This window comes from Pseudoalteromonas sp. NZS11 (genome assembly GCF_015864765.1).
GTDB classification, from domain to species: Bacteria; Pseudomonadota; Gammaproteobacteria; order Enterobacterales; family Alteromonadaceae; genus Pseudoalteromonas; species Pseudoalteromonas arctica.
The window spans coordinates 92,089-106,864 of the sequence record NZ_JADYWP010000010.1; the positions used below are offsets into that span (position 1 = coordinate 92,089).

The window sequence follows — 14,776 nt, forward strand, 5'->3', positions numbered from 1 at the left end:
AGTTCAGGAGCACAAGCATTGAGAAAGTTTTTAATATTAACCCTTAGCTTGGCTTGTGCTTACTTTTTTACTGGGTATTTTAGCAACTCACTTCTTTCTGTAGATGGCTATGCGGTCGCCTCTTGGCCACCCTCAGGAATTGCTTTAGCGAGCTTTTTAATTTGGGGACGTAAGTCATTTATTGGCCTTATTCTTGGTGCTTTCTGTACTAACTTAATTCATCTTGATAACACCGTAGATATTCTTCATTTTAATGTGCTTTTACAAGCTATTTGCGTCACTTTAGCCTCTGTTTTACAGGCTTGGATTGGTCGTCAAATTATAGTAAATGTTATAAAGGCTCCACTAGATTTATCTTCTTTAAAACACAGTGTGCAGAGCTTAATAGTAGCAGGACCAATATGCTGTGTTATTGCTGCAGGTGTGGGAACTAGTTTATTAGCATTGAATAATGTGATCCCTACGCATGCTATTTTTGATAGCTTTATAGCATGGTGGATTGGCGACAGTATCGGTGTACTTATATTTACTCCACTCATGCTCGCAGCCTTTAATTACACGCAAGTACGCCACCGTATGTTGGTAATTTTACCTTCACTATTAATTTATATACTAATCAGCGTTAGTTTTTATGGCGCTGCCAGTGTTAAAAAAGAAAAAGACATTCAAAAGCAAGAAGCCAAAATACTTACTGTGCAAAATGCTATAAGCCAGAAGCTCGATGGTATTACTGCTCACTTAGGATTGTTAGCTACATTTTTTGCTAGTAGTAATGACGTGAACTTTAAAGAGTTTAAACAATTTACTTCAAAGCAGTTGGACTATAGCCAAGAAATTTTAGCATTTGAATGGATACCTTATGTACCAGCAAATAAACTCGCAGATTTTGAAACACATGAAAATACAGCCACAGGCAAACCTTTATATATAAAAGAAAAGTCACTTGATGGAGGTTGGCAACCTGCAGGTACTCGTAGTAATTACTTTCCTGTAAAATATGTATATCCCTTAAAAGATAATGAAGGTGTTTTAGGGTTTGATTTAGCTTCTAGTAAAGTAAGAGGTGCAGCGCTTAGCAAAGCGAAAGAGCTTAATGAACTTGCACTAAGTGAGCCAATTAACTTGGTCCAAAATACAGCTGAAGACGGTGTACTCTTTTTATATCCTGTTTTTGGAGAGTCGTCTACCGAAGATGATTTTCAAGGTTTTGTGGCAGCGATTGTCAGTCTGAAACGCTTATCGCAAACACTATTATTTGATCACAACAACTCAATTTCAGTCAGTTTTTTTGATACAACGATACCAGGGAAAAAGCAGGCAATTTATATTGCCGATACCGATAACTCGCAAACGCTGTTTAAAGAATATCAATTGTTGATTGGCAAACGCATGTGGCAGGTCGAGTTATATGAACCAATAGTTAGAACGTCTTGGTTAATGTATTGGCTTGCACAAATAGTAGGTATGTTGTTTGTGTGGTTACTGATTACATTTTTGATTTCAGTTACAGGTACAAACATACAAATTCGCGAACAAGTGGCTAAGCAAACGCATACATTACGCAAAGAAAAACAAAAAGCAGATGAAGCGAGTCATATTAAAGGGCAGTTTTTAGCAAACATGAGTCACGAAGTCCGCACCCCTATTAACGGTATAAAAGGGCTGCATTATTTAGCGCTGCAACAGAATGATTGGCAACAAGCAAGGAGTTACATTGAACAAGCAGATGGAGCACTGGGTGTTTTACTGCGGGTATTAAACGATGTGCTCGACTTTTCAAAAATGGAAGCAGGCAAGCTAGACTTAATGCAAGAGCCTATTAACGTAGCGAGTTTAGCGGATGAAATGCTCAATTTACTTCAGTTTGAAGCTGACATTAAATCAATAAAGTTAAGTCTCGATTTTGATAAAACATCAAATTTGGTCATTAATACCGATCCAATCCGCTTAAAACAAGTGCTGCTGAATCTGCTCAATAATGCGGTTAAATTTACAGGGGAAGGTGAGATCACTCTGAAAATTTGGCAGTCGAAAAAAATGACTTACTTTAGTATTAACGATACGGGTATTGGTATTAGTAGCGAAGCACAAAAACAATTGTTTAAACCGTTTGCGCAAGCCGATAGCTCAACCTCACGTCAATATGGTGGTACAGGCTTAGGGTTAAGTATTTGCAGAAAGCTGGTTGAGTTAATGGGTGGTGCAATTGATTTAGTCAGTTATGAAGGTAAAGGTTCTACATTTACATTTAGTTTGCCGCTTATATCGCCTTTACCAAAGGCAGAGCAAATTCAACAGCAATACGACGAAATAGATGTAAGTACCTTATCATTCGCAAACTATAAGTTACTTTTAGTCGAAGATAACCCACTTAACCAGCATGTTGCCAGTGCCATTTTAAAAACAAAAGGGTGTATTGCCGACATTGCTAATGATGGTTTTGAAGCCATAGAAAAGCTAACCGAAAATAGCTACGACATTGTTCTTATGGATATTCAGATGCCAAAAATGGATGGACTCCAAGCAACAAAAGTAATTCGTTGTGATTTAGGGTTAATTGATTTACCCATAATAGGGCTATCGGCGAACGCCCATGACGATGACGTTAAAAAGGCATTAGCCTCTGGAATGAATAGTTATATTACCAAACCTATTGATGCAAATACGCTTTTTAAAACTCTTTGGCACTATTTATCAAATAAATAAGTAACGTTATTTTTTGCACAAAAAGCAGACATATGACCGCTTAAACTTAACGCAAACCATATAGACTTGAAAAATAACTATATCTGCGTATCATGCGCGCAAATTTAACTAAACTGGGTTGCTATTATGATCAATAGAAAATTACCTTTGCTAGATATTCACCGTCATTTAGATGGTAATGTACGTGCGCAAACCATATTAGAACTTGGTCGTCAGTTTAATATAGAGTTACCTGCAGATAACGTTGAGGCATTAATTCCTCATGTTCAAGTTATTGACCCTGAGCCAAACCTTATGGCTTTTTTACAAAAGTTAGATTGGGGTGTCACTGTACTTGGCGACTACGATGCGTGTAGACGCATAGCGATTGAAAACATTGAAGATGCACAAGCACAAGGCCTTGATTATGTAGAGCTTCGATTTAGCCCTTACTACATGGCACAAAGCCAAGGTTTACACCCAGAAGGGGTTGTAGAGGCGGTTGTTGATGGTATTAAATCAGCAACAAAGGATGCAAATATAAAAGCTAACTTGATTGGTATTTTATCGCGTACTTATGGCGTAAAAACATGTCAAAAAGAGCTTGATGCTTTACTCGCATTTAAAAATGATTTAGTCGCTGTTGATTTAGCCGGTGACGAAATTGGCTTTCCTGGTGAGTTGTTTGTAGAGCACTTTAAACAAGTACGAAATGCTTATTTAGCTTCGACTATTCATGCTGGAGAGGCACTCGGTGCTCCAAGTATTTGGCAGGCAATTAATGAGTTAGGTGCTTGCCGAATAGGGCATGGCGTTAAAGCTATTGAAGATCCAAAACTAATGGATTACTTACGCGATAACCGTATTGGTATTGAGTCGTGCTTAACAAGTAATATTCAAACCAGTACAGTAAACGATTTAGCTAAGCACCCACTTAAACAGTTTTTAGATCACGGTATTTTAGCGTGTATTAATACTGATGACCCTGCGGTTGAAGGCATTGAAATTGAGTACGAATATACCGTTGCAGCACCTAAAGCGGGCTTATCTCAAGCTGATATGGAAAAAGCCCAAAAAAATGCATTAGAAATAGCATTTTTAAGCGATGGCGATAAAAAAGAGCTTTCAGCAATCGTTAGCGCACGTTAACTCTATTTAATACACATTAAAAATGCCGCTTTATAAGCGGCATTTTGTTATCTGCAATTTAGTGTGTTTGGCAGCTCATGTAATTATCGTAAAGTGCTTTAAGTACATCTGCTCGGCTGATCATGCCGATTACTTTAACACCCTCTACAACAGGGTAGTTTTTTGGTTTACCGGGCTGCATTTGCTCTGCAAGCTCAATAATATTGGTATCGCCGCTAACGGTCACTACCTTTGTTTGCATAAGTTGCGATACTTTAACCATCCCATCACAAAAATAACTGCTTTGCGTAAGTGGTTTTAATAGTTCTTGCTCAGATATAAATCCGACTAGGCATTTATCTTTATCAAATACTGGTGCACCAAGTAGTTTAAATTTTTGTAGTTCTGCTATGGCTGTCGTCATTTCTGTATCTGGTGTGATATTTGGCAACTTGCGTTGCATAAAATCTTTTACTTTTGTATTTAGCATTTGGGTCTCTCCCGCTGATGTTCTATACAAAGTATGGTTTATAGATAGGGATTTAGGAAATTGTTTATATTGATGAGATTGATAGGTTTTAACTATTAACTATTAACTATTTGATGTTATATAAAATAAAAGCACCGATTAGGTGCCTTTATTCATAACTGAAAGTTAATTTCAATTATTTGATAAATGCGAATGCATCTGCGTACATGTTTTCACGAATTGCACCATGAGTAATAAAGTCATCACGGACAATACCTATCATGTCAAAACGACCGGCCATATAAATATCGTATGGTTCAAGTGATACAATATCTTGCATTACCGCTTTATGTACATAGCCAGTGTGACCTTGCCAATTAGCAGATGGATTTTCTACCACAGGGATAAACTCAAAGTTTTTGTGGCTATCGGCCCATGTTTGCATTTCTGTATGTGCGTATAAAGCTGACTCTTCTTTTACACCCCAGTAAAATAATACAGGACGGTCGCACTTAATTTCAGCTAAGTGATCAGCCATTGATTTTGCGTATGAAAAACCAGTGCCACCGGCAAGTAAAATAATAGGGCGCTCACATTGCAGGCGCAACTGTGAAATACCCAAGCCAGCTTCAATGTCTACTAACTGCCCAGTGGTATGGGCGTTTCGTAAATGTTCCAGCGATTGCATTGCATACGAATCGGCACCTGACGCGCCAATATGCAGTTCTATTGCATCGCACTGTGAAGGGCGACTAGCTATAGAAAAAGCACGTTTGTCTTTTTCGCCCAATACGAGTTGCATGTATTGGCCAGCTTCAAAGGTCACAGGTTGTTGTGGCTTTAAAATTACTTTGTGAACAAATTCTGTAAGTGGGCTGATAGCTACAACTTCAGCTTTTAATGTTTGCATTTTTTACCTTTTAGCAGCGCTTTAAACAGCAGATACGCAATCGAATGACTCGATTCTAGCATATCTGCAGGGTTATTTTATAGCCTGTTATGTACTTACATATAAACACTTAAAGAATATTAAGGCTTTCCCAAATATCATCTACGCGGTCTTTGGTGTCTTTATCCATAACAATAGGCTCGCCCCATTCGCGGGTGGTTTCGCCAGGCCATTTATTGGTGGCATCCATTCCCATTTTTGAACCAAGGCCAGAGACTGGCGATGCAAAATCGAGATAATCAATAGGTGTGTTTTCTATTAATGTTGTATCGCGAGCAGGATCCATTCGGGTTGTTATAGCCCAAATAACATCTTCCCAATCACGGGCATTAATATCGTCATCGCACACAATTACAAACTTGGTATACATAAACTGACGTAAGAACGACCAAACTCCCATCATCACGCGCTTAGCATGGCCAGGATATTGTTTTTTCATTGTTACAATCGCCATACGGTACGAGCACCCTTCAGGCGGCAGATAAAAGTCGACGATTTCAGGAAATTGCTTTTGTAATATCGGCACAAACACTTCATTAAGTGCTACACCTAAAATTGCAGGCTCATCAGGCGGACGGCCAGTAAATGTGCTGTGATAAATAGGATCTTTACGATGCGTTAAGTGAGTTACCGTCATTACTGGAAAGTCATCTACTTCATTATAGTAACCGGTATGGTCACCATAAGGGCCTTCTGGCGCCATTTCACCTGGCATAATGTAACCTTCAAGTACTATTTCTGCACTGGCAGGGACTTGTAGGTCATTTGAAATAGATTTTACAACTTCGGTTCTGCTACCACGTAATAAACCAGCAAATGCATATTCGCTTAATGTGTCGGGTACAGGCGTTACTGCACCCAATATAGTAGCTGGATCGGCACCTAGTGCTACCGAGACAGGGTAAGGTTGCCCTGGGTTTTCTTTACACCATTCTTGAAAATCAAGCGCGCCACCACGATGCGACAACCAACGCATAATTATTTTATTTTTGCCTAATAATTGCTGGCGATAAATACCTAAATTTTGGCGCTTTTTATAAGGCCCTTTAGTGACTGTAAGGCCCCAAGTAATTAATGGCGCTGCATCACCTGGCCAGCAATGCTGAATAGGTAATTTAGTTAAGTCTACATCATCACCTTCTAAAACTACTTGTTGGCAAGGCGCTTTTTTAACTTCTTTTGCAGGCATATTAAGCACTTGCTTAAAAATAGGTATAGCGCCTAGTGCTTCTTTAATACCCTTTGGTGGATCAGGCTCTTTTAAAAAAGCGAGTAGTTTACCTACTTCGCGCAGCTCGCTAACGTCTGTTTGGCCCATGCCCATTGCTACGCGTTTTGGTGTACCAAATAAGTTGGTAAGCACCGGCATATCGTAGCCTTTTGGATTTTCGAATAATAACGCAGGACCTTTAGCACGCAATGTGCGATCAGATATTTCGGTCATTTCAAGATACGGGTCGATTTCTTGGGTGATACGTTTAAGTTCGCCTTTTTTTTCAAGCAAATCGATAAAATCACGTAGATCTTTATATTTCATTGTGGGCCGCTATTAAGCAAAAGAGTTGAAGTATTATACCCATTTCATGCAAGCCAAGTCATTACTTGCACTTAAAACTTAAAGCGCTCTACGGCACTTGTTAAGGAGTGTGCAAGTTGATTTACGTCTTCACTTTCGCTTGCTAGGGTTGTCGCGTTTTTGGCATTCAAGGTTGCTTGCTCTGTCACCTTGGCCATTATTTGTTGAATGTCGTTACTGTTAGTCAATTGCTCATGTGATGCATGAGCAATCTGCTCACTCATCTGATTAACAGACAACAATGTGCTTTTAATACGCTCTACGGCTTTATTTAGTTCAGTGCTGTTTTTAACACATTGCTTGGCTTGGTGTTGGCCATCGGTAATGTGTTCTTGAGTTGTTTGAGTGTGCTGTTGCAATGTTTGGATCATGGTGTTTATTTCGCTAGTCGAGGTCTGTGTACGTGCAGCTAATGATCGAACCTCATCAGCAACTACAGCAAACCCGCGTCCGTTTTCACCCGCTCGCGCTGCTTCAATTGCAGCATTGAGTGCCAATAAGTTGGTCTGCTCGGCAATGCTGCTAATTGTTTCAACAATGGCTTCAATAAGCTGAGTGTGTTGGGCTAGTTCCTCAGTGCTGCCTACTGCTTTATCAAGGCGCTGTAATAAAGTTTCTATACTTAGACTATTTTTATTAGCAATCTTGTTTACGTCATTGGCAAATTGCGATGCATTGGTTATTTCACTTGATGTTTTATCTGCTTGTTCATAAACCGCTTGTGAGTTGGTTAGCATATTTTGTGCAAGCGATGTTGCCTGCGCGCTTCGCTCCAACTGCTGTTGTGCAACAACCGTCATTTGCTGACCTTTTTCACTGGTTTTAATAGCGCTGCGGTCTAGTTCATGGGCGTCACTACTAATTGCGCCAATTAACTGGGTAAGGTCTTCACTGAGTTTATTTATGTTATTTAGCAAAGTACCAAATTCATCTTTACTGCGCGGATGGCTTCGCTTTGATAAATCACCTGAGGCGATTCGGGCTAAATCGCGGTTTACTTTTTTAAGCGGTTTTAGCATTGCGCGAGTTGTAAAAATAGAGATAGCGATAATCAATATAATTAAAACAAGCGTAATAATTACTACAGAACTAATCCCAGTATTTATGGCGGCCTTTGCATTAGTTTGTAAGGCATTAAAGCGCTCATCAGCCAATTTATTAAGTTCAATAAGCTGACCTTCTGTTGTTATAAATTGCTGTTGAAAGTGTTCAAAATTTTGAGCCGCAGCAATAGTACTTTTGAGTACTTTATTTTGTTGGGCATAAATTCCTGTATTGTTGTTAAGTAACTCTCTTAATTGATTAAACTTAGTCGTTAAATTTTTAGCATTAAACGCATTATTAAAGGGTAGCGCTTGTTGCTCTAAATAGGTGAAATTAGGTTGGATGTTATCTAGTAGAAATAGGGTATCTTGCTGATGGCTATTTAAATCATTGATACTTGTAGTTTGAGTAATGCTTTTTATATTATTGCTTAAGTTAAACAATAAATCATCTATACGGGTCGCTGTTCCAAACATAGCATTAAGTAGCGCCTGCTGTTTTGCAGGCACTTCTAAAAGTTCTATATCAAGTAAGTTAGAACTTAAATTGTAAAGTTGCTCGTTAAACGTTGCTGATAATTCTATGGTGGAATTTTGCGCTACAAACTTACTCTCTTTAGCACTAAACATTGCGACACTTACTTTAGTCAGTTGCTCAAAGCCTTCGTTGGTACTGGCGAGTAAATTTTGCATTGTTATTTGTTGATTTAGTTGAGTGCTTAACGAATTGAGCATATCGCTAAATTGTTGTTGCTCAGCTTGCGCCTGTTTTTTATTTTGTTGAAGTAAATCAAGGTTTGCTTGGCTGTAAGCTAAGGCATTAAATTTGGTAATAGACAGTAATGATAGCCTTAAATCTTTACTGAACTGTTGTACCGGAACTGCTAATTTTTCGGTTCGGGTATTGTTAACGCTAATTTTGTTTAATGACCAATAAAAAAACACACTACTTGTTAGCACCAATAAACCAATGGCTGTAAAAGCTAAAATTATTTTATGTTTGATCGCAATTGAACGCATAACTTCATCACAATAATGGGTCTTCAATTATTGTAGCATTGCTGTAATTTATTGGTTAGTTTTGTGTTAAACCTTGATGCACTGTCTTTTTTTACCAGCAATGATTAGCATGGCCTCATTTCCCTTACCCCAAAACAGTACCTCTTCACTTATATATTTATTCCCTGATGCACTTTTTTCGTGATTAATTACATGCACTTTATTGTTAAAGATAAGTTCGGCTTCAGAATTATTAATGATATTGAGTTTTACGCTCTCATCATCGCATTGGTAAGCAGTACTGGTTTGTAAATCACTACATGCGGTTAAGCTTAGTAAAATAGCGATTAATGCTAAATATACTTTCATTTTTCCTCCCATCTTCTTTAAAAGTTAGTTAAAACACAGGGCAAAATTTTAATCTAATGTAAGAATAACAAAGCAAAATTAACCGTTGGTGAAAGTAGCGCTTTACGTTATGTTTATAGCAATATTTTTTGAGCTCGGAAGCTTTATGGCAGGCACTAACCTTTTAACGTTATTAGACGATATAACCACTTTACTTGATGACATTGCGACAATGAGTAAGGTAGCAACAAAAAAAACAGCGGGTGTATTAGGCGATGACTTAGCGCTCAATGCACAGCAGGTTACAGGTGTTGCAGCAGAGCGTGAATTACCGGTTGTTTGGGCTGTGGCAAAGGGCTCATTTTTAAATAAAGCGATACTCGTACCCGCTGCTTTATTAATAAGCGTATGGCTGCCTTGGTTAATAACACCGCTTTTAATGATGGGTGGTTTGTTTTTGTGTTTTGAGGGAGCTGAAAAAGTATTTGCTAAGTTTTTGCCTCATCACAATGAAGTGGTAGATGAAGATGAAAAATTAGATTTAGTTGAGTATGAAAAACAAAAAATAAAAGGGGCAATAAGAACCGACTTTATTCTTTCTGCCGAAATTATTGTTATTACTTTAGGCACTGTGGCAGGCGCTACATTACTTAACCAAGCTTTAGTGCTTTGTGTTATCGCAATTATAATGACGATTGGCGTTTATGGCTTAGTGGCCGGTATTGTAAAGCTGGATGATGCCGGGCTTTATTTACTCAACCAATCTAAAGTGTCAGCTAATAAATTTAAAGAGTTACTTGGTAAAGGCTTACTCGCAGCAGCGCCTAGGTTGATGCAGTTTTTAGCATTTGCGGGCACCATTGCAATGTTTTTAGTAGGCGGCGGGATTTTAGTGCATGGTGTTGAGTTACTGCATCATACTCAAGTGGATGTAACAAGCTATGCTCAGTCTGTTGCTGGCGGCACAGGAGAAGTATTAGCGCCTCTCTTGTTTGATGGTTTGCTAGGTGTTATTGCCGGCTTAGTTGTTGTGCTTATACATGTAAGTTATACAAAGTTATTTAAAAAATAGCAGACACATTGAGTTATCATTTTCGTTACATTTTATAAGACTTTATATATTATGACTTCTTTTTGTTAATACAGGGAATTATGATGAATTTTCTTTTAAGATGTAACTTGTTAGTACTTCTGTTATTTGTAAGCTTTTTTAGCTTCTCAAAGCAGCCCCAAATCCCCGTGGAGTACTTCAGTAAAAATAAAGAGTTTAATCACGCTACTATTTCTCCAGGCGGCGAGTATTTAGCGGTTATAAATAAAGTTGCAGGTAAAAATGCGCTTGTTATTTTTGATACTGAAAAGTTTAAAATGCTTCATGCAGTTGCCTTTGAAGGAAATGCTCAAGTTGGTGATTATCATTGGGTTAATAATGAACGAGTTGTTGTTACTAAAGAGTATTTAAAAGGGTGGCAAGACCACCCTGAATATCATGGTGAGATATTTGGCGTAAATGCTAATGGAGCTAGAGGTAAATATCTAATTGGTTACCATGGTGAAATGCAAACAGGTACACGCCTTAAAAGGCAGACTCCTTTATACGGAACTTCATTTGTATTAGATCCCTTAGTTACTAACAAAAGAAAAATGTTAGTAGTTACCTATCCTTGGACCTCGAGTAATGAACCGCATACTATTGTCTATGAAGTAGATGTATATACGGGCAAAAGGAAGCAAGTTACTTTGTCTCCATCACGTATGGCTGAATTTTTAACTGATCATGATGGTAATGTTCGAGTTTCAGTATCTACAGATAATTATATAGATGCAAAAATACATACTAAGGCAAAAGATGGCGGTGACTGGGAGAAATTAAATTTAGGAGAGGTTAGTTATGGCGATATTAGACTAAAAGCTTTTGATAAGTCTGGTGACAACATTTATATGACTGCTTCTGTTGGTGGAGAGGCTGAAGGATTATATAAACTAAATTTAAATACTAAGGAAATTGAATTAGTTCATCAAGAACAATATGTATCTCCAAAAAGAGTGTGGGTTGATGAAGTTTCAAAAGAATTATTTGCAATAGAAAGTGAGTTAGGTTATCCAAACTATGCTTTTATAGATAAAGACTCTCATAAAAGTGTTCGTTTAAAGTCTTTGATAGAAGCATTGCAGGGCGACCAAGTGCAGTTAGTCAGTAGCACCTCTAATGGCGATATTAATGTTATTTACGCATCAAGTGATACCAACCCTGGTAAATATTACTTATACGATGGGGTACAAAATAAGCTAAGAATATTATTTTCAGCGCGTGGCTGGCTGAACGAAAATGAGCTTTCAAAGACAAAACCTATTCAATATAAAACTCGGGATGGTTTAACTATTTATGGGTATTTAACTGTTCCTAATGGTCTAGAAGATAAAAACTTACCTCTAGTTGTAATGCCTCATGGCGGTCCACATGGCCCTCGTGATTATTGGGGTTATGATTCTGAGGTACAGTTATTAGCAAGTAGGGGAATGGCTGTACTAAGAGTTAATTTTAGAGGTTCTGGTGGGTTTGGTCGAAACTTCGAAGAAGCAGGTTACCAAAAGTGGGGTTCTGATATTCAGTTTGATATTATTGATGGTGTTAAGTTTTTAATTTCTAATGGAACGGTAAACAAAAACAACATTTGTATAATGGGATCAAGCTTTGGTGCTTATTCAGCTTTGCAGAGCGCCATTTTAGAGCCAGACATGTTTAAGTGTGCAATTGGCACAGTTGGTATTTATGACCTACCGCTAATGTTTGAAGAAGGTGATATTTCAGGGCGTAGTACAGGACAAAACTATCTTGAAAACGTTTTAGGCACTGATGAAACGCTTTTGAAGGCATTTTCACCTAGCTATAATATAGATAAGCTTAAAGCAGCTGTGTTCATAGTTCACGCAGGTGAAGATGCACGAGCCCCTATTGAACAAGCCGAATCATTAATTGCTGCATTGAAAAAGGCTAACCATCCTTATAAGTACGTGTTATTGGAGGATGAGGGCCATGGTTTTTACAAAGAAGAGCACAGAACTGCTTACTACAAACAAGTAATTAATTTTTTAGATAAACATTTAGAGTTATAAAATATTAAAGCAGCAAGTAACATACTTGCTGCTTTATTCACAGTTAGCTATTTTACAAAGAGATTCCAATTCAAATTGTGCTTTAGTATTTTTTTGCTCAATGGCCTTTTTATACCAATAAATAGCCTGTTGATAATTTTGAGCTATTCCCTGACCATCACGATACATTTGCGCTAAATTTAATTGTCCCCATTGAGAACCCGCTTCAGCAGCTAGCTTAAAGCTATTAAATGCTTCAAAAAACAACTTATCTTTAAAATAATTAATGCCTTGTTGATTGTTTTTATCGAGTTTTAAACCTTTATATAGTGGCTTAGGTTTGGGAGGAAACATCACAAACCCGCCATAAAGGCTGTTGGCATAAGGTCGCAGCACGTCATAAATAGCTTCGTCTTTATACAAACGCTTTACTTCATCACGAGGGAGAGTGATTGTTTTAGTGGAGAAGTAATTGTCTTGAATTAGTTGGCTGGTACGCATTGCCAAGGTAATACTATTATTACGTTTATAGCTGTAGTTGCTTATCTGAAAGGTAATAAACTGCTTATCAAAACTTAAAACTTGAGCAATTCTTAAATTGGTTAGGGTCCAGGGTTCGTGTGTAAATTTGTCGGCGTGTACTAAGTAGGTGTCATATATTTTAGGTGTATTCAAATAGCTTTGCTTTTGAGTCTCGGTATCTAGGTGTTGTTGATAAAAAAACGAAACAATCCAAAGCAATAAAAATACGCCAATAAAGTATTTAGGTAGGCTTAGTTTTTCTATTAACGGTAGTTGCGGTATTTTAACAGGTTCGCTTTTTCCGCATTGATAGCACTCGCGTTTATAGCTTAATTTTAAGGCAAGCATAGGTAAAATGCTAAATCGTAAATAGCGGCTTTTATTTACTAAATGGTAGGCGTCGCTTTGGCAGTGAGGGCAGCGTGTTATTTGTGCAAAATGTGGAAATGATTCACTCGTGTTGAAAAGTAACATAAAGCACGCTCCTTGTTTAATTACCTAAAGGTAAAACAAGAAGCGTGTTAGTTAAAGCTACAAACTGTAAGTAAGTATGTCTGTTATTACTTATTTTGAGCTTTAGGCTTGATAGTGGTTTTTGCATCGGCAGCCATTAGAGCAAATACAGCGTATGCAGCGGTATTTTGACGAAGCTTAGCAGGTGTTACTTTATCAAGCGTATCGTCAGCTGTATGGTGGTAATCAAAGTAATCTGTTCCATCTTGAGCAAGTTCAAAAATAGGCGCTGACGTTGCTGCTTTAAGTGGAATTAGATCGGGGCCACCATTCGCTTGGTTTTTACCAATGTGCTCAATATTTAACGGCGCAAGTTCTTTTGCTATAGCGCGAACTACAGGAAGTGACTCTGCGCTTACGTTCGATTCAAAAGCATATACAACATCGGCGCCAAAATCAGACTCAGCGGCTGCAACAATATTGCTTAGCTCGTTTTTATGCTCTGCAAAATAAGCTTTTGCCCCCCAAAGACCTAGCTCTTCAGCTGCAAAAAGTACCACACGAATACTGCGCTTAGGGCGTTTTACATCGCTAATATGTTTAGCGGCTGCCATTGTTAGTGCAACGCCTGCGCCGTCATCTAATGCGCCAGTCCCTAAGTCCCAAGAATCTAAATGCCCCCCAATTAATACATATTGCTCAGGGTTTTCGGTACCATTAAATTGGCCAATAACGTTATAACCAGTGCCTTCACCAAGGCTTTCGGTTTGCACATTAATATTTACCGACACTTCTTTATTTAAAGCAACTAAGCGTGCTATTTGATCTGCATCTGGGTTAGCAATTGTTACGTTAGGTATTTTTGTAACACCTTCTTTGTAGTAACTACCGCCAGTGTGTGCAAAGCGATGATGACCGGTACTAACCGAGCGCATCATGTAGGCAACAGCGCCTTTTTTAGATGCTTCTATAGCGCCTGTACCGCGTGCTTTTACAGCAGGTCCGTAACCATTCCCGTCGATGTCACGGTTCATACGGTAATTAATATACGCAATTTTGCCTTTTAAGCTGTTTGCCGGTGCGGCTTTTAATTCATCAAGTGTTTCGAATAATACAACCGGCGCTGTAATCCCATCTTTTGGCGTGCTTATACTGTTACCTAATGCAGTTAAGTGCAGTGGTTGCTCGCTTGGTGTTAGTATTTTTCCGCTTTCGCTATAACGGCGCCATTCAGGAAATGTGGCTTTTTCTAACCATACTTTATCAAAGCCCAGTTCATTAAATTTGGCTTGAGCCCATGCCACGGCTTTTTTATCGTTTTCGGTACCAGGAAGGCGTGGGCCTACTTCAGTTGTTAATGACTCTAGTAATTTATAACTTAAATCACTATTTAGTGCAGAGGTGCGCACTTCGTCTACTTGTTGTAATTGCTTTTGGGTAAATTCGGCGCTGTTAGCGTTTGCAGCCATACTGCTAGTAAGCAGCAGTGCGGTAATTAATTTTTTCAT

The 14,776-nt window shown here is 38.3% G+C and carries 11 protein-coding genes; 4 read left to right on the plus strand and 7 right to left on the minus strand.

Features of this window, described 5'->3' with window-relative positions; all coding sequences use genetic code 11:
- Positions 1 to 18 precede the first annotated feature (18 nt).
- Both I6E82_RS17095 and add read left to right on the plus strand, forming a co-directional pair.
- Positions 19 to 2,706, plus strand: coding sequence for a CHASE domain-containing protein (locus tag I6E82_RS17095; RefSeq protein ID WP_165736043.1), 2,688 nt, complete (start codon positions 19 to 21; stop codon positions 2,704 to 2,706).
- Positions 2,707 to 2,832: 126 nt separating this feature from the next.
- The gene (gene add, locus I6E82_RS17100; protein ID WP_165726228.1) at positions 2,833 to 3,834 is read left to right on the plus strand and encodes an adenosine deaminase; all 1,002 of its coding nucleotides are present in this window, start codon (positions 2,833 to 2,835) and stop codon (positions 3,832 to 3,834) included.
- A gap of 58 nt (positions 3,835 to 3,892) precedes the next feature.
- Here add and I6E82_RS17105 read toward each other — a convergent pair whose 3' ends face one another.
- The 5 genes from I6E82_RS17105 to I6E82_RS17125 form a co-directional block, all read right to left on the minus strand.
- Positions 3,893 to 4,303 (minus strand): CBS domain-containing protein, encoded by a 411-nt coding sequence (locus I6E82_RS17105; protein ID WP_007580571.1) that lies wholly within the window; start codon positions 4,301 to 4,303, stop codon positions 3,893 to 3,895.
- 175 nt (positions 4,304 to 4,478) lie between these two features.
- On the minus strand, positions 4,479 to 5,192 hold the full coding sequence (gene fre, locus I6E82_RS17110) for an NAD(P)H-flavin reductase (RefSeq protein WP_024589658.1): 714 nt from the start codon (positions 5,190 to 5,192) through the stop codon (positions 4,479 to 4,481).
- A 109-nt stretch (positions 5,193 to 5,301) separates the two neighbouring features.
- Positions 5,302 to 6,768 carry a 4-hydroxy-3-polyprenylbenzoate decarboxylase gene (gene ubiD, locus I6E82_RS17115; RefSeq protein ID WP_007580574.1) on the minus strand — a complete coding sequence of 489 codons (1,467 nt, stop codon included), beginning with the start codon at positions 6,766 to 6,768 and terminating at the stop codon, positions 5,302 to 5,304.
- 71 nt (positions 6,769 to 6,839) lie between these two features.
- The gene (locus I6E82_RS17120) at positions 6,840 to 8,870 is read right to left on the minus strand and encodes a methyl-accepting chemotaxis protein (protein WP_010555427.1); all 2,031 of its coding nucleotides are present in this window, start codon (positions 8,868 to 8,870) and stop codon (positions 6,840 to 6,842) included.
- Positions 8,871 to 8,936: 66 nt separating this feature from the next.
- Positions 8,937 to 9,218, minus strand: a complete 282-nt coding sequence (locus I6E82_RS17125) for an MliC family protein (RefSeq protein ID WP_197118358.1) — start codon at positions 9,216 to 9,218, stop codon at positions 8,937 to 8,939.
- A 145-nt stretch (positions 9,219 to 9,363) separates the two neighbouring features.
- Between I6E82_RS17125 and I6E82_RS17130 the strand changes: the two genes are divergently transcribed.
- Together I6E82_RS17130 and I6E82_RS17135 are read left to right on the plus strand one after the other, a co-directional pair.
- The gene (locus I6E82_RS17130) at positions 9,364 to 10,269 is read left to right on the plus strand and encodes a DUF808 domain-containing protein (RefSeq protein WP_024592606.1); all 906 of its coding nucleotides are present in this window, start codon (positions 9,364 to 9,366) and stop codon (positions 10,267 to 10,269) included.
- An 83-nt stretch (positions 10,270 to 10,352) separates the two neighbouring features.
- Entirely contained in the window at positions 10,353 to 12,314 is a 1,962-nt protein-coding gene (locus I6E82_RS17135; protein WP_197118359.1) for an alpha/beta hydrolase family protein, read from the plus strand.
- A 33-nt stretch (positions 12,315 to 12,347) separates the two neighbouring features.
- Here I6E82_RS17135 and I6E82_RS17140 read toward each other — a convergent pair whose 3' ends face one another.
- Positions 12,348 to 13,289, minus strand: a complete 942-nt coding sequence (locus I6E82_RS17140; protein ID WP_197118360.1) for a tetratricopeptide repeat protein — start codon at positions 13,287 to 13,289, stop codon at positions 12,348 to 12,350.
- Between the two features lie 86 nt (positions 13,290 to 13,375).
- The gene (locus I6E82_RS17145) at positions 13,376 to 14,776 is read right to left on the minus strand and encodes a M20/M25/M40 family metallo-hydrolase (protein ID WP_165726223.1); all 1,401 of its coding nucleotides are present in this window, start codon (positions 14,774 to 14,776) and stop codon (positions 13,376 to 13,378) included.